Origin of the sequence: uncultured Aliivibrio sp. (assembly GCF_946479765.1) — a bacterium.
Taxonomy (GTDB): Bacteria; Pseudomonadota; Gammaproteobacteria; order Enterobacterales; family Vibrionaceae; genus Aliivibrio.
The window spans coordinates 46,323-69,068 of the sequence record NZ_CAMLHO010000012.1 but is presented as its reverse complement, the minus strand read 5'-3'; the positions used below and the strand labels follow the sequence as shown (position 1 = coordinate 69,068).

21 protein-coding genes are annotated in these 22,746 nt (G+C 39.7%); 7 read left to right on the top strand and 14 right to left on the bottom strand.

Annotation, left to right across the window (positions count from 1 at the left end; genetic code table 11):
- Positions 1-50: 50 nt before the first annotated feature.
- Positions 51-923, bottom strand: a complete 873-nt coding sequence (locus Q1K78_RS06795; protein WP_300175802.1) for a hypothetical protein — start codon at positions 921-923, stop codon at positions 51-53.
- Entirely contained in the window at positions 923-1,633 is a 711-nt protein-coding gene (locus tag Q1K78_RS06790; protein ID WP_300175799.1) for an ABC transporter ATP-binding protein, read from the bottom strand. Before Q1K78_RS06790 ends, Q1K78_RS06795 begins: the two co-directional genes overlap by 1 nt.
- A 231-nt stretch (positions 1,634-1,864) precedes the next feature.
- Between Q1K78_RS06790 and Q1K78_RS06785 the strand changes: the two genes are divergently transcribed.
- Positions 1,865-2,659 (top strand): RecX family transcriptional regulator, encoded by a 795-nt coding sequence (locus Q1K78_RS06785; RefSeq protein ID WP_300175796.1) that lies wholly within the window; start codon positions 1,865-1,867, stop codon positions 2,657-2,659.
- Between the two features lie 102 nt (positions 2,660-2,761).
- Here the strand turns inward: Q1K78_RS06785 and Q1K78_RS06780 are convergent, their stop codons facing one another.
- From Q1K78_RS06780 to Q1K78_RS06770, 3 genes are all read right to left on the bottom strand, one after another.
- A complete protein-coding gene (locus Q1K78_RS06780) occupies positions 2,762-3,985 on the bottom strand; it encodes an efflux RND transporter periplasmic adaptor subunit (protein WP_300175793.1) in 1,224 nt (407 codons plus the stop codon).
- The gene (locus Q1K78_RS06775) at positions 3,978-4,355 is read right to left on the bottom strand and encodes an MFS transporter (RefSeq protein ID WP_300175790.1); all 378 of its coding nucleotides are present in this window, start codon (positions 4,353-4,355) and stop codon (positions 3,978-3,980) included. The genes Q1K78_RS06780 and Q1K78_RS06775 overlap by 8 nt, the downstream gene beginning before the upstream one ends.
- A gap of 128 nt (positions 4,356-4,483) precedes the next feature.
- Positions 4,484-5,494 (bottom strand): AraC family transcriptional regulator, encoded by a 1,011-nt coding sequence (locus Q1K78_RS06770; RefSeq protein ID WP_300175787.1) that lies wholly within the window; start codon positions 5,492-5,494, stop codon positions 4,484-4,486.
- 104 nt (positions 5,495-5,598) lie between these two features.
- Here Q1K78_RS06770 and Q1K78_RS06765 point away from each other — a divergent pair, with 104 nt between their 5' ends.
- Entirely contained in the window at positions 5,599-6,069 is a 471-nt protein-coding gene (locus Q1K78_RS06765; RefSeq protein WP_300175784.1) for a YhcH/YjgK/YiaL family protein, read from the top strand.
- A 114-nt stretch (positions 6,070-6,183) separates the two neighbouring features.
- On the opposite strand, the gene Q1K78_RS06760 is transcribed toward Q1K78_RS06765, so the two are convergent.
- From Q1K78_RS06760 to Q1K78_RS06740, 5 genes are all read right to left on the bottom strand, one after another.
- Positions 6,184-7,215 carry a hybrid-cluster NAD(P)-dependent oxidoreductase gene (locus Q1K78_RS06760; protein WP_300175782.1) on the bottom strand — a complete coding sequence of 344 codons (1,032 nt, stop codon included), beginning with the start codon at positions 7,213-7,215 and terminating at the stop codon, positions 6,184-6,186.
- Between the two features lie 92 nt (positions 7,216-7,307).
- The gene (gene hcp / locus Q1K78_RS06755; RefSeq protein WP_300175844.1) at positions 7,308-8,969 is read right to left on the bottom strand and encodes a hydroxylamine reductase; all 1,662 of its coding nucleotides are present in this window, start codon (positions 8,967-8,969) and stop codon (positions 7,308-7,310) included.
- A 247-nt stretch (positions 8,970-9,216) separates the two neighbouring features.
- On the bottom strand, positions 9,217-10,746 hold the full coding sequence (gene norR, locus Q1K78_RS06750) for a nitric oxide reductase transcriptional regulator NorR (RefSeq protein WP_300175779.1): 1,530 nt from the start codon (positions 10,744-10,746) through the stop codon (positions 9,217-9,219).
- A 120-nt stretch (positions 10,747-10,866) separates the two neighbouring features.
- Positions 10,867-11,901: an ACR3 family arsenite efflux transporter gene (gene arsB / locus Q1K78_RS06745; protein WP_300175776.1), complete on the bottom strand. Its 1,035-nt coding sequence runs from the start codon at positions 11,899-11,901 to the stop codon at positions 10,867-10,869.
- Between the two features lie 173 nt (positions 11,902-12,074).
- Entirely contained in the window at positions 12,075-12,416 is a 342-nt protein-coding gene (locus tag Q1K78_RS06740; RefSeq protein ID WP_300175773.1) for a winged helix-turn-helix domain-containing protein, read from the bottom strand.
- A gap of 199 nt (positions 12,417-12,615) precedes the next feature.
- On the opposite strand from Q1K78_RS06740, the gene Q1K78_RS06735 reads away from it, so the two are divergent.
- On the top strand, positions 12,616-13,275 hold the full coding sequence (locus tag Q1K78_RS06735; protein WP_300175770.1) for a hypothetical protein: 660 nt from the start codon (positions 12,616-12,618) through the stop codon (positions 13,273-13,275).
- A 96-nt stretch (positions 13,276-13,371) separates the two neighbouring features.
- Here the strand turns inward: Q1K78_RS06735 and Q1K78_RS06730 are convergent, their stop codons facing one another.
- Together Q1K78_RS06730 and Q1K78_RS06725 are read right to left on the bottom strand one after the other, a co-directional pair.
- The gene (locus tag Q1K78_RS06730) at positions 13,372-14,496 is read right to left on the bottom strand and encodes a M14-type cytosolic carboxypeptidase (protein ID WP_300175767.1); all 1,125 of its coding nucleotides are present in this window, start codon (positions 14,494-14,496) and stop codon (positions 13,372-13,374) included.
- 45 nt (positions 14,497-14,541) lie between these two features.
- Complete coding sequence (locus tag Q1K78_RS06725) at positions 14,542-15,696, bottom strand: PLP-dependent aminotransferase family protein (RefSeq protein ID WP_300175764.1); 1,155 nt, start codon at positions 15,694-15,696, stop codon at positions 14,542-14,544.
- A gap of 113 nt (positions 15,697-15,809) precedes the next feature.
- Here Q1K78_RS06725 and Q1K78_RS06720 point away from each other — a divergent pair, with 113 nt between their 5' ends.
- The 3 genes from Q1K78_RS06720 (at position 15,810) to yghU (ending at position 18,298) form a co-directional block, all read left to right on the top strand.
- Complete coding sequence (locus tag Q1K78_RS06720; protein WP_300175761.1) at positions 15,810-16,679, top strand: GyrI-like domain-containing protein; 870 nt, start codon at positions 15,810-15,812, stop codon at positions 16,677-16,679.
- 93 nt (positions 16,680-16,772) lie between these two features.
- On the top strand, positions 16,773-17,393 hold the full coding sequence (locus Q1K78_RS06715) for a DsbA family protein (RefSeq protein ID WP_300175758.1): 621 nt from the start codon (positions 16,773-16,775) through the stop codon (positions 17,391-17,393).
- Positions 17,394-17,437: 44 nt separating this feature from the next.
- Positions 17,438-18,298 carry a glutathione-dependent disulfide-bond oxidoreductase gene (gene yghU, locus Q1K78_RS06710; protein ID WP_300175755.1) on the top strand — a complete coding sequence of 287 codons (861 nt, stop codon included), beginning with the start codon at positions 17,438-17,440 and terminating at the stop codon, positions 18,296-18,298.
- 101 nt (positions 18,299-18,399) lie between these two features.
- Here the strand turns inward: yghU and Q1K78_RS06705 are convergent, their stop codons facing one another.
- Positions 18,400-19,584, bottom strand: a complete 1,185-nt coding sequence (locus Q1K78_RS06705; RefSeq protein WP_300175752.1) for a putative manganese transporter — start codon at positions 19,582-19,584, stop codon at positions 18,400-18,402.
- A gap of 330 nt (positions 19,585-19,914) precedes the next feature.
- Between Q1K78_RS06705 and astB the strand changes: the two genes are divergently transcribed.
- Positions 19,915-21,249, top strand: coding sequence for an N-succinylarginine dihydrolase (gene astB / locus Q1K78_RS06700; RefSeq protein ID WP_300175749.1), 1,335 nt, complete (start codon positions 19,915-19,917; stop codon positions 21,247-21,249).
- A 123-nt stretch (positions 21,250-21,372) separates the two neighbouring features.
- Here astB and Q1K78_RS06695 read toward each other — a convergent pair whose 3' ends face one another.
- Positions 21,373-22,563, bottom strand: coding sequence for a leucine-rich repeat-containing protein kinase family protein (locus Q1K78_RS06695; RefSeq protein ID WP_300175746.1), 1,191 nt, complete (start codon positions 22,561-22,563; stop codon positions 21,373-21,375).
- Positions 22,564-22,746 lie beyond the last annotated feature (183 nt).

Sequence of the window (22,746 nt, the reverse complement as noted above, 5' to 3'; positions counted from 1 at the left end):
CTAATTAGTCTCTCCCTTTTTTATAGCATGTTTGCTAAGGTGCAGATAAACTATTTTGTAAATAACCAATTTGGATTGAGTGATTGCCAAGAGAGCTCAGTAGTACGATACAAAGAAACACTCATAAATAGAGCAATAACCCCAATAAATAAATAAAGGACTAGAAAGCCAATGCCTGCATTCGCAAAACTCATTAGTGGATTGTTCGAGAGTAAAATTGTTGTAGGTATTTTATAAATATGCGTTAAAAACACCGCAATCCCATCCAATCCTAATATCCACGTAGACATTACTTTCAGAGCATAACCCCCTAAAAAAACAACAATTAATGGTGAGTTACTAACTTGTGAAATACTAAGGATTAACGCGGCCATCGGTAACATTACAAGGCTAACTAACATCATGCGGCCCATAAATTGTAGCCAGTTGGTGATAATCGAGATAAAGGACGTGTGCTCATGAAGCATCACTAAAACGGTGTCACTTGATAAACTAATGATCCAGAAGCAAAGGTTCGCAACTAATACAAGTAAAGAGAAGATCAATGGGATCACAATCAGACCAAATGCCAGTTTTACGGCATGCGTATACTGACTTGATATTGGCATACTGCGCCAAAATGCAGAGCTGCCTTCTTTACGTTCTTTTCTGAGAGTTTTTGAGAAGTAGGTCGTTGTTAGCGCTAATGACAGAATGCCAGCCATAAAACTCGACATCCTTTGTAAATCATCAGAAAACTCAGTCGAAAATGGCGTGAAATCACCTTGAGTTTGGACTGAAATAAATAGGTTATCTTGCAGGCTTGTGTTCATCATCAAACTGATAAAAAGTATCACACCACAAAGAAGAATAAACAGCGGAACACGCGTAACAGTTTTATGTTCAATGAATTCTTTTTCAAGCATAAATAGAAATGGACGCATTAGATTGACTCCTTTTGAAGTGAGATAAAGAGCTTAGCTAACGTGCCCTGTGGGATGTTCTCCATGTTTTCTTGTTTCACTATTCGGCCTTGTTTTAATATTAGAACATCCGTTAATAAGCGCTCAATTTCAGACACCTCATGACTTGCAATAATCAAACAGCGTTCACCCGCGTTAAACCAAGACGTTAAATGCTGATAAAAGGTATCGCGGTATAATAAATCCAATCCTAATGTAGGCTCATCTAAAATTAGTACTTTTGTATTTGTTGCAATCACGATGGCTAAATGAACTTGTACCTTCATGCCTTTAGATAGGCTTTTAATGGTACTTTTTAGCTTGATGTTGGTATTTGCTAAAACGGCAGTCGCTTTATCAATATTAAAACTAGGGTGAATGCCTGAAGTGTATTTTAATAATTGCGTTATGCTCATCCATTCGGGTAAAACATTTACATCTGAAATATAAGCAAGGTGCTGCATTAACTCAGCGTGTTGGTCGATAGGATGCAAGCCATTAATGCTAATGTCACCTTGATAGCGATGTGCACCGAGTAAGGCATTGATCAGTGTTGATTTTCCTGCGCCATTGTGACCGAGTAAACCTAAAACTTGCCCTGCATTAAGATCAAAACTGATGTCATTAATCGCTTGCTGATTTGAGTCAGAATATTGTTTAGATACGTGCTTTACATGAACAAGAGACGTCATTTTGTGCCTTTCATTGTTGAAGTTGCTTACTGTTATGGAGTGAAAATATCATAAAACGTTCATCGATACAGATAACTTTAATTATTAAACTTGGTTATTAGCGTAGATTGATAGCATATTAGCGTGGGATACGGTAAATTCGGTTCTCATAAGCTCATAAGCTCATAAGCTCATAAGCTCATAAGCTCATAAGCTCATAAGCTCATAAGCTCATTAGCACCAGAGGTCATCATGTTCAGTCAACGTCCCGTAAAACCTGCAAAAACTATTGATAACGTGTATGGCAGTGCTTTTTATCATCTTGAAGCCAAAGATAGAACTATTGATGAATTACGTAAGAAATTGATCGCTAAAACCGATAATCAAGAATGGATTGATACGGTTTTGAATGATTTAGTTGAACGTGGTTATTTAAAATCAGATAAGAACTTTGCGATTAATTTTGTTGAAATGGCCTTTAGTGGCGAAAAAGGCAGTCAGTTTATTTTGTCTAAATTGAGAGAAAAAGGGATCAATGAATCCATCGTTAATGACGCGATTGCGTATGTATCTAATCGCGATGAAGTGTGTGAAATAACATTATTGAATAACCGATTGGCTGATATGAATTTAGACTCATTATCGAGTGATAAACTATATGCTACCTTGACTAAATTTGGCTTTAAATCTGCCGATGTTCGAGAGGCAATCAAATCTCACCCAATCGCATCAGCACTGCCTTCTAAAATGCAAATAAAAGCCGATAAAGCGGATCTCGTTAAAGAGATAGAGAAGCTTGCCCGTAAGCTAAAAGGTAAGTCTGTTATTAAACGAGAGCTAAAACAAAAACTGATCGATATATCTACGTTTGATGAAGAAATTGAAAAGCTAGAGATGGATGGTTCGATTGATTTTTATGAGAACTGCCAAGCAAGATTAGATAAAAAACGCTTTGATTTGAGTAACTCAAAAGACAAAAGCAAAGCCTATGCGTATCTGTATTCTCATGGCTTTAGCTCTGATGAAATTAAAGAGACGTTGAATTAATGATATTGGAAATGGGTTTAAACTAACGGCTACAAAAAATAGAAAGATAAAAAAGCCCCATAGTTCGAGAGAGTGAACTATGGGGCTAAAAGTAGCCAAAAATCACAATGAATAGAAGAAGTAAATTTGTGATTTCATACGGATAATAATCCCACGAATGACATCTAAGAAAGCCATAAAGCCAACGGGTTTCTCTCCAGATATCCATGCTAAACCAACGGAGCCAACAGGAATATCATAGCCTTCACCTTCTTCCAGTTTTAAACGTACAAAGTGGTGCTTATTATTGACGTTTAATCCTGTCGTTTGGCGAACATTCATTTCTCGGCCTAGTAAATTACCTTGTGCTTCCCCTGTTGCCTCAACAATGCCTTCTACCTCAGCCACAAACACTTTTCCAGGATAAACCGGGCTAGAGAACTCAGCAGGACGACCAACCGTCACATTGCGTATTGCTTGATGATTAACTCGCATTAATACGTATTTTTCATTGGTGTACATTTGCATACGCGGAACGGCACCAATATATTGACCTTCACGCAGAATAAAGTTTGTTACATAACCATCAGCAGGGGCATAGACTTTAGTGTTGTCCAAATTCCATTGTGCTTGAGCGACGCTTTCTTTTGCACTTGCAAGCTCACTTTCTTTGGCTTTTACACCTAGCTTTGCGTTATCAAAATCAAGCAGTGCTCTTTCATTGGCAAGTTTGGCTTTATCTAGCTGAGCAATGGCACTTGCCACTTCGATTTCACCAATGGATACCAAGGTACCTTGTTCATCTAGCGTGCTTTGAGTAATGGTATTTTTTACTTTACTGTTTTGTTTAATATAGCGTTGTAATGTGAGTTTTTTGTACTTCAAATCTTGTTTTTTTGCTTCAATTTGTTTTTGGCTAACCACGATATCGCTTTCTGATGCGGTGATAGCTTGGCGTGCCAGTTTCACATTTTGCTGCGCAACTTCAAGCGCAATATCACTGGCTTCTAATGAGACTTCTGTTTTATTGAGTGCGATTTGATATAACTCATCATCAATCTCATAAACCAATTGGCCTTTTGTGATCTCTTGGTTTGGTTTCACGTGGATCTGAGTGACAACCCCTTTAATTTGCGTACTCGCAGGACGAAGTTGAATATGTGGAGATTGCACCACAGAGCCGCCAGAAAGATCCATCGGCGTGAAATTAAGTAAGCCCGCCCAGACAAATAATAGCCAAGATCCGCCACCAATATAAGCAAACCCTTGAGTAAATTTATTCCAAGGCATTCCAACCAGACGAAGAAGATAAATAAACAGAGCCCATACCGCTAATCCCTCAAGCATTGTGGTTCTCCTCTTGAGTTGGCTGCGTTGTGCCAGTTTCTGTTATTGGCGTTTGTGCTTGTGTCTGTGATGGTGAAGTTGGTTGATGCCAAATATCACGAATTTTAATTAATGCTTTTTCTGCATCGACAAAAGCACAAATCACGGCTAAAACCCAGACCCAATGCCAGACAAATCCTATCCAGGTGAGGGCAGTAATCAGTCCTATTTGTTGGTGTTGTTTACTGTGTGCTTTGTTGATTGGTAGTTCATGAAGTTTCCAGAAACCATACGCGATAGCGACAATACTTCCTATCATGACGACGCTCGCAGCAATATGCAGCCCAAGATCCTGACCTGATCCAACAAAGGGCATGCTGACTAAACTCATAAATGATGTACCTTAAATAATAATGAGCAGTAAGCATGAAGGTAAATAGAGTAATATGTCGATTGAATCTATTTTTATATATCAAACTATAGCTAACATTGATGTATTCGGATGTTTTTGTTTAGAGTTTAAAGCAATGTTTTTCTGTATTGAACCGGAGTAACGCCGTACATGCGCTTAAACGCAACAGAAAATGAAGCCGTCGTTTTATAGCCAACTCGGTGTGCAATTTCTTGCATTGATAAATCACTACCCATTAATGCGATAGCCTCATCACAAATGCTGTGGTGGACAATATCGGAAAAGGCAATGCTTTGATCTTGTAAGCGACGTTGAAGAGTAAGAGGTTTCATCCCCATTTTCTGCGCGACAAATTCAAGCGTTGGGAAACCATAAAACAAGGCATATTTAGTGAGTTCAAACACCACTTTTAATGTATCTTGGGGTTGTGGAATAAGCATATAACTCATGGCTTGTTCTACGGTAAATGCCTTTACTTGTGACGTCGGTAGCTTAAAGCGGCGAGGGCAAGTGATGTCTTTAACAGGAAACCAGACTTGAGTATTTGGACTGTTCCACACGATAGGGCAGTTAAAGATAGCCTCGATTTCTCCTGTTTTACCAATCATGTTACCTGATAAGTGAATGGCGACGGGTTGATAGTCATCGCCATGGAATAGTTTTAGTAATCGAACGAATGATCCCGCCGCCAAAATACTCTCATGGATACGAGCTTGAGGAAGCATTGTTGGCGTTAAAATTCGCCATTTTGCAATCGAGCCGCTAAGTAGCATATTGACTTGCACCCCAGACTGAAGCGCATTATGTATGGTGTTCATACGCTTGATTGCCATACCCAAATTGGTCGAGCTTGCTAGTAACTGCACAAAAGGGCCAAACTGTTTCAAACTGTCTGATTGTGTCAACTTTGCAGTGTACGCTGGATCTTGGGTTAATAATTCAATTTTACAGAGTAGCGCTTCGAGATCGCTTAATGGCATCAATTTTAGTTGATAATCAAATAAGTGAGGAGGCATATCAAAATCGGCATAGGTTAAACCATAATATTTCATAGCATGGTCTATCAGCATTTTTGCACTATGCACTCGCACGAGATAAGTTGCGTTTGGTTTAGCCATGAAGCCTCATTAAAAGTCACTTTTAAACAGCATTATATCTTACTGATATCAATATCTCATGCTACTATTTTGAACTTCATAATCGATATCATTGAGAGGCTATTTTGTTTAAAGGTAAATGGAGTGACGATATTCAAGGGGCTGCATTACACCCTGTTATCATTGAGATTATTCAGAAAGTAAAAGAGCAAACTGCCAACAATACAGAGGTTGGGAATTACCCATTATCTTATGATGAGTCGGTGTATTTTATTGTTGATGATAAAACCGAGTTAAGAGAAAAACGTCGCTCTGAAATTCATCATAAATACCTTGATGTACAATTGATATTAGAAGGCACAGAAACCTTTGGATACAGTGAATATCCGTTACTGTCGATTGAAGATGACTATCTTGAAGAGAAAGACATTGCTTTTAGCAACGACGTGAAAGATGAGCAATTTGTCACGTTAACGGCTGGAGAGTTTATTATCTTCACTCCTAAGCAACCACATCGCCCATTGGTTGCTGTTGATGATAAGCCGGCAGCAGTGAAGAAGCTGATTATTAAAGTGAACAGTGCGCTGTTGGTGTAGTGACTTCTTTAGAATAAATAAGCAAAAAGCCGATAATTACTTTGTATATGACAAGCAATTATCGGCTTTTGTCATTGAATAATAAGACATGGACGCTATTTATTTGGGCTGAGATTAAACCAAACTTACTTCTACATCACTTTGCACTTGGCTTGAACACGCAAGCGTATACCCTTGGGCAATGTCTTCTTCGCTCAGTGTTTCTATACTGGTTCGGCTTACTTCGCCTTTATCTACCTTACATTTGCACGAGCCACACATACCGCTGCGACAGGCGATAATGATCGGTACGCCACTTTCTTCTAAAACATCAGCGAGTGTTGAGCCTTTTGCTATTTCTTTTGAAACGCCAAATGCAGGGACTTCAAATTGAACCACACCAGATGGGTCTTCAGTGTTACTTACTTCGGCTTCAATAGGAGTAAAGCTTTCTTGAAAGAAGTGCGCCATATCTAAACCAAGGTTTTCGACATTGGTTTTCATGTCTTGCATAAATAAGTTAGGACCGCATAAGTAAACCGTGCGATCTGCTAGATCAGGACAAAGCGTATGTAACCACTCTTGATCTAGGCGTCCTTGTGGGTGAGTTGTCTCTGCATTATCTTTTAATAACAGTTTTAAATGAAAGTTGGCGTGAGTCTCATGTAGCTGCTCAAGTTCTTTAAAAAAGATGGTTTGTTCTTTGTTTTTTACCATATGGATAAAGGTAATATCGATCTCAATATCTTGAGCTATCCAAGTTTTTGCCATCGACATAACCGGTGTAATGCCACAACCGGCACTTAATAACGCGACTTTTTTTCTTGGTTCACAATCGATTGAGTTGAATGGACCTGTAGGTGCTAAAACGGCAACCTCGTCCCCTTCACTTAGTTGATCAATTAAGTAGTTTGATACTTTGCCGCCATCAACACGTTTAATGGTTAATTGCAGAAAATCTTGATTTGGTATTGAGCTGATAGAGTAGGCGCGATATTCCATCTTACCTTCAATTTCAATACCGACACTAATAAATTGACCCGGTTTAAAATCAAAGCTTTCTTGATGTTGGCTTGTCAGTTGTAAGCTAATGGTATCAGTGGTTTCAAACCATTTTTTATTACAACGAAGTTGAACTGGGGTTATTGGCCAAATAAATTGTGTCATGTTTTTTCTCTATTACTTAGAAGTTATTGCTCGCTTTATAGCGAAAAATGCCCCAGATAACTGAGGCATAAATTAGTAAAACTAAGCGTAGATTACGCCGTTAAAATCGTTTTTAGATCGTCTTCAACCGTCGTGATACTACGCATATCAAACTTATCTTGAATAATCGCAAGTAGGTTATCGGTTAAGAACGCAGGGGCAGTCGGGCCTGTGTAAATGCCTTTTACGCCAAGAGCAAATAGAGTTAATAGGATAACAATCGCTTTTTGCTCGAACCAAGAAAGTACCAGCGTTAATGGAAGTTCGTTAATGCCACAATCAAACTCTTTTGCTAGTGCAAGTGCGAGTTGAATAGCTGAGTAAGCATCATTACATTGACCAACATCCAATAAACGCGGGATACCATTAATATCGCCAAATTGATTTTTGTTGAAACGGAATTTACCACAAGCAAGCGTTAGGATAATTGAATCGTCAGGTACTTGAGCGGTAAAGTCGGTAAAGTAGCTACGCTCTGCTTTGTCACCATCACAGCCACCAACAAGGAAGAAGTGGCTGATGTTGCCTTCTTTAACTTGTTCAATAACCGCAGGTGCAGCTGCCATTAGTGCGTTACGACCAAATCCAACCGTGATCATTTGTTCTATTTCGTTATGCTTAAAGCCTTCTTGCGCTAATGCACAATCAACAACCGCTGTGAAATCGTCACCTTCTAAGTGAGCAACACCAGGCCAGCCTACGATACTACGAGTAAATAGACGATCTGCATATTGACCTACATTTGGGTTCAATAGGCAGTTTGATGTCATTACGATAGCACCAGGGAAGTTAGCAAATTCTTTTTGCTGGTTCTGCCATGCACTGCCGTAGTTACCTACAAGGTGAGGGTATTTTTTAAGCTCAGGGTAAGAGTGAGCAGGAAGCATTTCACCGTTGGTGTAAACGTTAATGCCTTTGCCTTCCGTTTGTTGAAGGATTTTTTCTAAGTCATGTAAGTCATGGCCAGAAACCAGAATACATTTACCTTCGATAGTTTTTACGTTTACTTGTGAAGGCTCTGGGTGACCAAATGTTTTTGTTTCACCGGCATCTAGCATTTCCATTACACGGTAGTTCATTAGGCCAATTTTCATTGAACAATCTAATAACTCACCAAGATCGGTAGGATCAGTGCCTAACCACGCCATGATTTCATGATATTCAGCAAACACCGCGTCGTCAGTTTGACCAAGAACACGAGCATGCTCCATGTAAGCGGCTGCGCCTTTTAGGCCGTATAGACAAAGTAGACGTAGACCAATCACATCTTCATGCTCTGAATCGTGACCACGGTTAACGGCCGCTTGTGGTGCCAATGCGATTAATTCTTCTACGTTGGTTGGTAAATCAAATAGTGCTGCAGGAGAAAGCTCAGATAATTCAGTGTTTGATAACAATGCCGCTGCACGAACTTGTTCTTCAAGTTGTTTTTTGTAAGCGTGTGCTTGCAGTGCGAATTCGATAACACGCTCAGGGTCAAAGTTAACGTTTGTTAGTGTTGCGAAGAAGGCTTTTGGTGCCCAGTGATCGATCTCATCAATCACTACATTTACTTTACGACCTTGTTCTGCCCAGAAAGAAACACCTTGTAGTGTGTAAACTAGAATATCTTGTAAGTCAGATACTTCTGCTGTTTTACCACACATACCTTGTGCAAAAGAACAGCCTTTCGTTGTCGGTGTTTGAATTGTTTGCTCACATTGGATACAGAACATAGTTGGAACTCCAGTCATTGAATACATATTGTTCAAATCCTGTTAGGTCAGTGCGTTTTGCTACCTTGAGCAAATTGCTGAACTAATCGAGACTTGACTCTACATTGATGGGTTCTCTATTGCACAGGGCGTGCCATGCTTAAGTTATTGATTTACAGTGTTTTTATTTTCTTTTCTTTACGTGCGGATGTATTTATGACATCGTGCTTGTTGTGATAAATACATCATCAGGTTAAATAAGGTTGTTTTATAAACCAAATTTCTTACCCATGCGGTACAAATTTCCTCTGTCCATTTGCAAAAATTCAGCAGCTTGTGACCATGTTCCATTCGATTCGGATAAAGCGTGCTCAATTAATTGTTTTTGGTAGCTTTCGACTAGCTCTCGCATAGGTTTACTTTCTTTAGGTAGAAAGGCTGTTGTTATTTTTACATCGTCGGTGTGTTCAACGTCTCCTAGAAAGTGTGCAAGAGTAATGCTCGTGTCGCTGTCTTGTATCGCTCGAAGCCCAGCACGCATTAACGTATGTTCAAGTTCTCGTACATTTCCTAACCATGGACTGTTTTCTAAATGCGTTAAGGTTCGTGGATGAATATGAAGATTCGGAACGTTAAATTGAGTGCGAACTTTGTCTAATAAATACCCTGCCAATACTGAAATATCACCCTCACGATCGCGCAGTGGGGGAACGTTAATTGGGAATACATTTAAACGGTGAAACAAGTCAGCTCTAAAGCGTCCTGTTTCTACTTCGTGCGCTAAGTTTCGATTGGTGGCTGCGATGATGCGTACGTTTACCATGACGTTTTTATCTGAGCCGACACGCTGCACTTCACCTTGTTGAATCACACGTAATAATTTGGCTTGAATTAGTAGCGGTAACTCGCCAATTTCATCCAAAAATATGGTGCCGTTATCCGCCAATTCAAACTTACCGGCTCGATGGTTATTTGCGCCAGTAAATGCGCCTTTTACATGACCAAATAATTCACTTTCCGCGAGAGACTCTGGCAGTGCTGCACAGTTTACATAAATCATCGCTTGCTCATTACGCAGAGATTGCTCGTGAACAGAATGAGCGACCAACTCTTTGCCTGATCCGGTTTCACCACTGATGAGTACTGCGTAATCAGAAGAGGCTACCATCTTGATATTATTACGTAATCGGTCAATTTGAGGGCTAATCCCAATCAATTCACCTTTTTGATTTCGGGCTTGTTGAATTAACGCTTGATTGATTGATTTCTGTTGCTGGTTACTGTTTTTTAGCGTTTCTATTAGTGCCTTATTATGCAAGGTGGCCGCGGCCAAGGCCGCAAAGGTTTCGATGGTGATGTTATCTATCTTTTTAAACGCCCCCACCTCTAAAGCGTCTAAAGTTAATACGCCAACCAAGGTGTCTTCCACATACAAGCTACAACCCAGGCAATCATGTACTTCAATACTGACGTGTTCATCCACCAATAATAAGCCATCAAAGGGGTCTGGTAAGTCTGAATTGGATTCAAAACGGACAGGGTGCTTGCTCTCTAAAATGGCTTGTAATCGAGGGTGTACTTTTGGTGGAAAACAACGACCTAATACGGCGGTGGACAGTCCTTGAACGGCGACAGGTTTTAAGCAGCCATCATGGTCTAAGACAAACAAAGCACTGGCATCACAAGGGAACACCTGATGAATCGAAGAGATTAAGCGTTGGTAGTGCAAATCACTGGATAAGTTAGAGCTAAGATCTAGAGCGATTTGAAGTAAGACTTTTTCGATAGAAGGTTTCATTGCATGCACCAATAGAAAGCTGAGAAGTTAGGATATTAGGTGATGTTAAAAATACATCATTAACTAGTATGGTTCAATCTTAGATGGATAATGAATTAGCGAATAAAATGGTTGTTTGGTTTATTTCTCTTCTGATTTCCCTTTCATTCTCAACGCCACATTAACCAATGCGATTAATACAGGAACCTCAATCAGAGGGCCAATTACACCGGCAAACGCTTGATCTGAGTTCAACCCAAATACCGCAATAGAAACCGCAATCGCTAGCTCAAAGTTATTACCTGTTGCGGTAAAAGCGATAGAGGCGTTCTTATCATAAGGAATGCCCATTTTCTTACCGATAAAGAAGCTAGAGAAAAACATTAAGACAAAATAGATCGTTAGTGGAATAGCAATGCGAACCACGTCCATTGGTAGCTCAAGGATCATTTCACCTTTTAAGCTAAACATAAGAACAATAGTACCAAGTAACGCAATCAAAGTGATTGGTGAGATTTTTGGAATGAAAACCGTGTTATACCATTCTTCGCCTTTTTGTGAGACTAAGATCTTACGGCTTAAGAAACCAGCAAGGAAAGGGATACCCAAATAGATAAGCACACTTTCTGCGATGTCCATCATAGAGATATCAACGACCATGCTCTCATAACCAAACACTGGTGGAAGTACACTGATGAATAACCACGCCATTAAGCTGTAAGTAACGATTTGAAACGCAGAGTTAATCGCCACTAATGCCGCGCCATACTCTTTATTACCACCGCCAATGTCGTTCCAAACTAATACCATAGCAATACAGCGAGCTAGGCCAATAAGGATGATGCCAACCATATAACCAGGGTGATCGCCTAAAAATGTCAGTGCTAAGATGAACATTAATATTGGACCCACAATCCAGTTCATAACAAGCGATAATGTGATGGCTTGTTTGTCTTTTACAACGCTACCAAGTAGGTTGTAGTTCACTTTAGCTAATGGCGGATACATCATTAAAATCAGGCCAATAGCGAGAGGAATATTGGTTGTTCCTACCGACATGGATTCATTCCATTCTGCAACTTGAGGAAACTGGACGCCAATGAAAACGCCGATAGCCATCGCTAGAAAAATCCATAGTGTTAGATATCGGTCAAGAAAACTGAGCTTAGGTTGCATAAAACCTCCTTACGGTTTTATCTAATAAATTATTGGTTTCGTAAATAGTGCTGTATCAATCGAGTATCGTCGAATTGCGATTGATATAGCTAAAAATAATCACGTTCTTATTCATACAGATTATAGGTGTTAAATAAGTAACGTGATGATGTTTAAACTTGTAATGTTGGGAATTACATTAAAATTTGATTGGTTAATTGATCAAATTGAGCAATGCATTCTCGGTTAATTCGGTAACACATTTTTGGTGGTATAGATTCAGCAGTAATAAAGCCTGCTTGTTTCAATACACGTAAATGCTCTGATACGGTTGATTGTGCTAAGCCGAGTTCAGAAACTAAATCACTGTTTAAACAGCCACCTGATTTTTCTAATGTTGATAAAATCTTCAGAATACGAACACGAGCAGGGTGCGCTAATGCTTTAGCGAGTGTTGCAAATTCTTTTTCTTGCTTCAGATCTTGTTCCGAAGTTGAAAAGGTACACTTGTCTGTCGGTTGGCATTGAGTTGTCATTATCAGTTCGCTAATTAATCGTAAAAACACGATTAATATAGTCGGATTAAAAAAGAATATCAAGTAATGAAGATTGAAAAATAAATGTTATTGCAAAAGAAAAGTGATTAAGCTAAAAAATTGTTTGTTAAATAGTCCTGTTCCTATTTTTATAGGTGTCGTAAGGTAGCGACTATAACTTATTTTATGGACCATACACATGGCTAGACTCGCAATGGCAATACAAGCCTTATTGGCAATTTCAATTTTTTATCTTGGTTATACTATTTATTCATTTACCCATTCGATTAATACCGTTGTAGATAGCTACCCTGAGTTGATGAAAGAGATAAATAAGACGGCTGATAAACTTGAAATAAACCAATGGTTACTATTGGCAAAACATATTGAAGAGTTGACCCCTCAAGTATTAACTCTAGTCAGTGAGGTTAAAAGTACTGTCAATAACGTAAACCAAACGATAGCGTCGGTAGACCGTAAAATCCCATTGATCCTTAATGAAGTAAAATCTATTCGAACTGAATCCTTGCCTGATGTTATTACGGTAATGAACGCAGTAAATGAGAAGACAGTGCCAACCGCATTGGTAGAATTAAAACATTATCGTGAACAAGTATTTCCTAAAGCGTTTGTTGAAAGTAAGGGATACCGCGTAACCACCATTCCGGCGATCATTAACGAATCAGAAAGATTACGCAATGAAATTCCACCTATCATGTTAAAAGCGGATCAGATTATTGATAAAACGGAAGAGCTTTCTCAGCTAGCGACACAAGGGGCGGTAAAAGGTGTGATTTTATCACCGTTTAATTTATTAAGAGAAGCGGGTACAGAGCTCCAATCTAAAGTGCAGCAATAGTAATATCAATCCCAGTCATGAATAGATAAAAAAACCGATCATAAGATCGGTTTTTTTTCATTTTATAACCTGTAGATATGGTGATGACGTGGCTAATTAAAGCTCGCCAACTGTCGCCCAAACGGCAGCTAATACGTCTTGACCAAAGGCAACGCTTCGCTCTGGAGACCAACCATAAAGCTCATCAGCGTGGCTAATGTGATCTTTAAATGGCATTTCAACAGTATAAGAAAGACATTTGAATTGTTCGCCTACCCAGTTAGAGCCAACCGTTAAGTTTGCTGTACCCGGAGCGTCTTTATCGTAGCCAATGTCATCTTGGAACTCAGGCGTGATAACCAGTAATGCTTGCTTGAATGTGGTTTCAAGTTTCGCAATACGTTCATTGTAAGAAGGAATACCTTCACTACCGGCAACGAAGTTGTATGGAATTGCTTCATCGCCGTGAATGTCTAAGAACATGTCAACGCCTGTGGCTAACATACGTTCACGAACTAAGAATACTTCAGGTGATCTTTCCATTGATGGTGTTTGCCATTCACGGTTTAAGTTCACGCCAATGCTGTTAGTACGTAGGTGTCCACGGATACTGCCATCTGGGTTCATGTTAGGAACGATGTGGAATACCGCGCTATCAAGTAGGGCACGACCAACGGTGTCAGTTTCATCTAATAAACGAGATAGTAGACCTTCAATGAACCATTCCGCCATTGTTTCACCAGGGTGTTGACGGCCGGTGATCCAAATGTTCTTTTTGCCTTCTTCTGGTTCACCAATCGTTAGAATACTGATGTCGTTATTGTCCAACGTAACGCCCAGAGTTTCTAATTGGCAGCTGTGGTGCGTTTGTGCACCGTGCAATAAATCTTGGTGACGATCGTACGAGTAAGGCGCAAAGTACGCGAAGTACATTGAACGGTACTCAGGCATAACGTTAAAGCTAAGCGTATCACCATCAAATTTAGTCGGGATACGGAACCACTTTTCACGATCATAAGAAGCAACCACATCGTAGTCTTGCCAACCTTCTGGATAAGCAGATTTTGCTAACCCTAAAATCTTAAATGAATGCTGCTGTTGAGGTTGGCTTTCTAGACGAAAATGAAACCACTGAGCGATCTCAGTTTGGTTATCAGCAGGAATAGTTAACTGAATATCATCAGGCGTATTCGCTGCGACTACATGGATATTACCACTTTCAAAATTACTGAATATTTTCATTTATATACTACTCAAATTATAAATATAGTGATTATTAGTCTACGCTTAGTTCAGCGCTTCATTCAATACTTTAGTTAAACGACCTACCGCTTCAACCAACTCTTCAGCATTAGCATTAGTAAAGTTTAAGCGTAATGCAGAGGGTGTGCCTTCTGGTTTTGGATAAAAAACAGGGCTTGGTACAACCGCAACGCCATTAGCGATTAATGTTTTAGCTAGGGCAAACGTATCGCAATCTGGAATAGATAACCAAATAAACATACCGCCATCTACTGGGTTCAGTACGCAGGTTTCAGGCAATTGCTTTTGTAGCTCTGCGAATAAAACATCATAACGTTGTTTGTATAGTGACTGAATTTGTTCCATATGCAGACCAAAATCAGGGTGTTTTAATAGGCCAACCAATAGGGCTTGCATTGGGACACTTGAATGTAAATCCGCCCCTTGTTTTACTTTGATCAGTGGTTCTAAGTAGCTTTTCTTACCTGTTACCGCACCAATTCGTAAACCCGGAGAGGCAATTTTTGAGAATGAACGCAGTACGATAGAATCGTCAGGGCAGAAGGTTGACACCATTGGCAGTGCTTCACCGGTAAAACGCAGTTCACGGTACGGGGCATCTTCAATGAACGCGACTTTGTATTTAATACACAACTCAGCCACTTTCTTACGTGTTTCTAACGACCAACATACACCAGTCGGGTTGTGAAAATCAGGCACGGCGTAAAACATTTTTGGTGACTCTTGAATAAAGCACTGTTCTAGCTCTTCAAGATTAGGGCCAAACTCGGTTTGAGAAATGGTTGCGATGTTCGCTTGCACTAAACCAAAGACCTGCATTGCCCCAAGGTAGCTCGGTGCTTCCATAACAACGGTATCATTTGGATTAACATAAGCACGAGCGATAAGGTCTAAGCCTTGTTGAGAACCTGTACAGATCATCGGCATGTGTGTTTCTGGTAATTGGTACATTTCTGTCAGTAGGTCTAACAGAGGGCCGTAACCTGCTGTTGCACCGTATTGAAAGACTTCTGGCATATCAGATAGGCTTTCTAATGTCGGTTTCATTAAATCAATTGGGAACGTTTTCTCATCAGGTAATCCGCCTGCGAGAGAGATAACATTCTTGTCCGTGGCTGCTGCTAAGATCTCTCTGATGTAAGAAGATTGGATCTGTTGCAATGAATGAGCTATTTCCATATGTGTTCCCATTATTATCTTATTTATTTTATCTCTTGATAGTACAAGGCGTTGATTAACTTTGTTTGTCCGTTTATGCTTATAAATATGTCCATTTATGCTATTTTAAATTTATGAGCCAACAACACATATCAAGAATTAATGATGTCTTGTTTTATATTCATCAAGATATCAGCCAAGAGCTTGCAGCAAAAGACTTAGCTGAAGTTGCCGCTTACTCTGAACAGCATTTTCATCGCATCTTTAAACAAGTGGTTGGGGAGTCTATTCATCAGTATATTCGTCGAACACGCATGGAATATGCAGCGAATCAGCTAATGTTTGATACGAAATCGACCGTTTTGGATATTGCGAATACATGTGGATTTAGTTCACTGTCTTCATTTAGTCGAGCGTTCAAATCAACCTTTGATATGTCTCCGGGAGAGTGGCGTAAGCATGATTTACAAATATCAGATAAGCCGTATTTAAAAGATCCAGAAATTGCAGCAGGGTACTTGGCGGTTGCTGATAGAGATTTACCGCCGCCTAAAATTATTGAAGTCCCTGAGTTATTAGCCGCCTATGTTCGACATGACGGTTATAACCGCTCTATCAGAAACGCGTGGTTAATACTTAAAGCGTGGGCGAATTCAGAGAACCGAGACTTCTCGACACAATTTGGTTTGCATCATTCAAACCCTGCGTGGGTCAATCTCGATAGATGCCGTTATGTGGCGTGTATTGCGATAGATAAACCGTTGAAATATCGTGGGGTAGTGAACCAAATGGTGATCCCTGGTGGGTTACATGCGGTGTTTCGATTACAAGGTATTTATGGTCAATTGTTACCACAGATCAGTACGGTATTAGAGCAATGGTTGCCGGCGTCAGGCTTTAAACTTAGATCAACACCGGCGTATGTTCGTTATCACAAAAATCATTTTTTAAACGAAGAAGAAGAGTTTGAACTCGATTTTTACCTGCCTATTAGCTTTTATTGAGGATGTGATTAGAGAGTGAGGTTTTGCTATTAAGTAATGCATCCCATATGATGAAAGTAACGATTACTGATATTAATATAAAGGGATTAAATTATGTCAGAAGAAAAAGCGATACTTTATTACGTCTATGATCCAATGTGTTCATGGTGTTGGGGCTACAAGCCGGTATGGGAGAAAGTAAAACAAGCTATCTCTAATGATATCGAAATCGTTTATGTTCTTGGTGGATTAGCGCCAGATTCCTCTGAACCAATGCCACAAGAGATGCAGATACAAATCGCCTCATATTGGCAGAAAATTGAAAATTATTTAGGGACTTCTTTCAATCATGATTTTTGGGAGAAAAACACACCGCGCCGTTCTACCTATCCTTCTTGTCGTGCCATTCTTGCTGCACGATCTCAAGGCGCTGAATTAGCGATGCTTGAGGCGATTCAAAAAGCGTATTATTTAGAAGCGAAAAATCCAAGCGATAATGAGGTTCTACTTTATTGCGCTAGAAGCATTGACTTAGATATGACGAAATTTGAACTGGATTTATTGTCGCCAGAAACACATCAAGCGCTACTCGATGAAATCACATTTTCTCGCTCAATTGGAAAAAATGGCTTTCCTTCTTTATTTTTCAAAACCAAGGATGAGTTAACAGAGTTCCCAATTGATTATGAAAAATCAGAAGGAACCATAGGCTTGCTCAAAAGTCGTCTATATTAAGAATAGTAACTCTCTTGATTTTCTAAATGGATAAGGAATTAAAGATGAAAAATGAATACACCCCACCAAAAATTTGGGTCAATGACACTGATGGCGGTAATAAATGGGCAAATATAAACAGCCCTGAATCAGGTGCAAGGCATGAGAAAAAGCTTCCAGTAGGTGAGCATTCTTTACAGCTTTATTCTTTGGCGACACCAAATGGACAAAAGGTAACTATTCTTTTAGAGGAGTTATTAGCACTAGGCATTAAAGAAGCAGAGTATGATGCGTATTTGATTAATATTGGCGAGAGCGATCAATTCTCATCAGGCTTTGTGGATGTTAATCCAAATTCAAAAATCCCAGCATTAGTGGATCACTCGATTGATCCTGAAGTTCATGTTTTTGAATCCGCTTCTATTTTAGTTCATCTTGCTGAAAAGTTTGGCCAGTTTTTACCAAAAGAAGGCAGTGCAAGAACACAAACCTTTAATTGGTTATTCTGGGCGCAAGGCTCTGCACCATTCTTAGGTGGTGGTTTTGGGCATTTTTACGCGTATGCTGATGAAAAACAAGAATACCCAATCAACCGCTTTTCTATGGAAGCAAAACGCCAACTAGACGTACTTGATAAGCAACTTGCTAAAAATACTTACGTTGCAGGGGAAGAATACAGTATTGCTGATATGGCGATTTGGCCGTGGTATGGCAACTTGGTATTAGGTAACTTGTATGATGCTGCCGAGTTTTTGCAAGTAGAAAGTTATACCAACGTAGTGCGCTGGGCAAAAATGCTTGAAGCCAGAGAAGCAGTACAGCGCGGTAAAATTGTCAATCGTGGGTGGGGCGAAGAGTGGGAGCAAGTACCAGAGCGTCATTCTGCTGAAGATATTGATATGGTATTAAAAAAACAACCTAAGTAATTGTATTTATAGGTTATCTATTTGAAAAAAGGCGACAGTATTATGCTGTCGCCTTTCTTTATATTCGCTATAGTTCGCTTTATGATATTAAGGTCTACGGGTTACATTTCAAATAAGAAGTAGTAACCATAACCAACCACAAAGGCAGGGACTGCTGAGTAGAAGGTCGCGACCATTGCGGCTTTTGGTGCTAATGCAATCGCAGGGAAAAGTGCATCACCGTCGTTTGATATTGAATTTGAAAGCTGTGCTGACATCGGCATTGCGCCTGATAAGTATAAACTAGTCACTAAAATCTGAGGACCACAGCCCGGCAGTAAACCAATAGCTAAACCAATCAGTGGCATCCACATACCGTAACCTAAGAATACCGTGTGTAAATCAATGCCAGAAAAGTAGGTCGTTAGTTCAAAAATTAAGAAAGCCACAATCACCCAAGCTGAGACAAAGTTAGTGTCTTGTGCTGCTTTTTGCATAGGGTGGGAGGTTACACATTTATTGTCTTCAGAAACCGTTGATTGATAATCACTGATCTCTTTAGTTAATGACCATAACAGCATACTACCAATAGATAATACCGCACCTATCCACTCAATCGTGTGCTCAGGAACATGAAGCAATTGGTTAATATCGACTTGGAAAGAGCCTAATACCGCAACGATAGTCGCAGGAACTAATACCCACTTCCAAAATGCACCTTGTAGATTGATAGCCTTAACTTGTAAGCAAGGAATATCACGTTTAGGTTCTACAATGTCTTTCGCTTCTGGGCGTAAAAAGTCGTCTTTATGCAAGGCGTTTACGATGATGCCAGATACGGCACCAACAACCACACCTAACACCATCACACCAAATCCGACTTTGGGTTGTGCTGCAATCAATAAGAAAGCCGCATCACCCATGGTAGCCGTTAAAACAGCAACCACTGACCCAAAGCCTACTTTGCCACTAATGTATTGAGTGGTAACAACGATAGCGCCGCCACAGCCCGGTAATGCACCAAGTAAAGAAGAGAAAACAACTTGGTTGGTACGAGATTTATTATATAAGGCCGTAATGCGGCTGGTTTTACTCATAATGTTAGATAGGTAATGATAAATGACCAACGTGAAAGCCACATAAGTAGAAACTGCCCAAAATGCATCAGAAAGAGTAGTGACAGTGATGGTGCGTGTTGTTTCCGCCGTGACTAACGCGAGTAATGTAATAGGCAATAATAGACGCTTGTGTTGCAGTGAGAACTGCGAAAATGAGAATGATTGTGAGAATGAATTAGTAGTCATCATAATTATAAAGCCATCAGTAAATGCGAATGATTATTAGTATATGTAAATGAGAGTTATTATCAACTATCATTTCAATAGTTTTTACCGATGAATAAATGATTGGTCATCGTATAAATTATGATATGACTAATCGTTAGAATAAAAATCTGCATAGATATTTGATTACAGAGAATAGTTAATTAAAAGTGCATAAATGTTAAATAAAAGTTGTGATTGTGCGCTTGTTTGATGAGATTAAATGCTGCTGACTGAGTTTAATTTGCTACTATCAGCCAAATAGATTGAGTCAAAGAACTCAATACGCAGTAAAGAACAGTCATGAGGGAATATATGAAAGCAGTTGAAGCGAACTTTGATGGTCTTGTTGGGCCAACGCATAACTACAGTGGTTTATCGGTTGGAAATATTGCCTCTAAAAATAATAAATCAGGTGCTTCCAATCCAAAACAAGCGGTGAAGCAAGGCTTAGAAAAGATGAAAGCTTTGCATGATATGGGGTTTGTTCAAGGGGTATTAGTACCTCAAGAACGCCCTGATATTGCTACGTTACGCCGTTTGGGTTTTTCTGGGTCAGACGCGAATGTATTGCAACAATCACATCAATATTCTCCTCAGTTACTCGCGGCTTGTAGCTCAGCCTCAAGTATGTGGACAGCAAACGCAGCGACAGTATCCCCAAGCTCTGATACGGCGGATGGAAAAATTCACTTTACGCCCGCAAACCTCATTAATAAATTTCATCGCTCAATTGAAGATGAAGTGACAGGTAATATTCTAAAAGCCACTTTTGCTGATGAAAAACATTTCGCACATCACGAAGCCTTACCACACAGTGATTACTTTGGTGATGAAGGTGCAGCAAACCATACGCGCTTTTGTAATGAGTATGGCGAGCAAGGTGTCGAGTTCTTTGTGTTTGGTAAGAGTGCGTTTAATGACAGTTACCCTGCACCTAAAAAATACCCTGCGCGACAAACACTGGAAGCCAGTGAAGCGATAGCAAGAACACACGGTTTGCGTGATAAATTTACTGTGTTTGCACAACAAAACCCTGATGTTATCGACCAAGGGGTTTTCCATAATGATGTTATTGCTGTCGGTAATAAGAATACGTTATTTTGTCATCAACAAGCGTTTTTGAATCAAGAACAAGTGAAGTCTGATTTAAGTGCTTCTTATGGTTCTGGCTTTAATGTTATTGAGGTTCCAACTGATAAAGTCTCTCTTCAAGATGCCGTAGAAACGTATTTGTTCAATAGCCAATTAGTAACAAAGTCGGATGGTAAAACCTTGATCATTCTTCCACAACATTGTCGTGAGAACCCAAGAGTGTGGGCTTATTTAAACGAGCTTGTGGAGCAAAAGCGTGGCATTGATGAGCTACATACCTTTGATTTAAAACAGAGTATGCAAAACGGGGGGGGGCCAGCGTGCCTTCGTTTACGTGTGGTATTAAATGAAGCAGAGCAAAAAGCGGTGAATCAACATACTTTGATGAACGATCACCTGTTTACAACGCTAAATCAGTGGGCTGATAAACATTACCGTGACCGTATTGGCGATAATGATCTTGCAGATCCTCAATTGTTATTAGAATCACGAGCTGCATTGGATGAGTTAACTCAAATCATGCAGTTAGGTTCAGTGTATCCGTTCCAAAAATAAATCCAAAAATAAGGCCTTAAAGTCGTTGCTTTCAAGTTAACGAGTTTAAGGCTTTTTTGTATTTATAATCCTTGAGGTTTACATTGTAAATCCCCGATATAGCTTGATGTGCGTGTAATTTATCTAGTCCGTGCAAACACTCATTAAGTCGTCTACAAAGTAATTAAGTGCTCGTTCTTCAATCAATCTTATTTTCTGTTGCTGCGCTTCAGTCAGCATGTGATACATACTTGCTGCGCCAAAATCACCAAAGATAATATTCGCCTCTTCATCAAACAAGGTGTTGTGTGCGTATAAATCCCCATGGCAGACTTGGTTATCATGCAGGTGTTCAAACACGTTACGCATTTCTGCAACCATCTTATTGATGTGCTCTAACGATAAGCTAAACCCTTCAGGGAAAGTATCACGAGTACAGCTTTCTAAACTTGGTGGTAAACCCAGGTTTTTGTAATGCGGTGGGATCAAATTCATGATCAACGCTAAGTAATTATCTTCACTCACTTGCGCTAATGATTGCACTACGCTTGGGTGATTGCCCACTTTTAAACACGCTTGTAATTCATCTTCTGGGTAGCCATCACTCGTTACTTCGCCTTTAAAGACTTTAACAGCAATCTCTTGTGGGAAATCCGTTTGTTCGTTATTCCAATGTGCTTTAGAAATCACACCAGATGCACCTTGGCCTAATACGTTTTCTAAGGTGTAACTTGAAGACGCAAGACTCGGCACTGACTTTACTTTTAAATCTGATTTACAGAATGGATTTCCCGCAAAGGCAAACCACGCCAGTTTTGGTAAATCCAACAATTGCTCTGGGCATTCGACTAACTGGTTTGCTGAAATTCGCAATAACTCAAGATTGTGTAGCTGAGATAAATTGGCTGGTAGCTCAGTTAGGTTATTACCCGCTAATGCTAGCTTCTGCATTAAGTGGCAGTTACCTAATGAGTTTGGCAATGCTTCAACTTGGTTATCCGTTAAGATCAACCAACGCAGTTTCGGTGGAAAGGCATCTTCAGGAATATGCTGAATTTGACACGATTTGAATCCAATCATCTCAAGATTTGGACACTGCGCCAGAGCATCAGGGAACACAGTAAATGGATTGTTTGATGCAAAGAAGATCTTCAATTTAGGTAATTGAGTGATTTCAATCGGTAGCGTAGTTAGTTGATTATTCGATAAATCTAAGATTTCCAATGAGTCAGCAAGGGATAAGATTTCAAGTGGAAACTCTGTTATCCCTTCACTTAATTGTAATCGAGTAATACCTTGTAATTCGCCGGATTGTAACTGCGCTAATGTATGCAAACTTCTCTACCTATTGTCGTTTATATATGAGGCTTATTGGAAAGTGTCATTTGGAATGAACCGTCTCAAAATTTAGCGCTGATTGTACGGTGTTTTAATGTGAAAATCTAATAACAGCGAATGTAGATTAATGCCGCGTCATCCTAGGTGACAAGATGTGATCAAGCGATGTAAATGGATTGT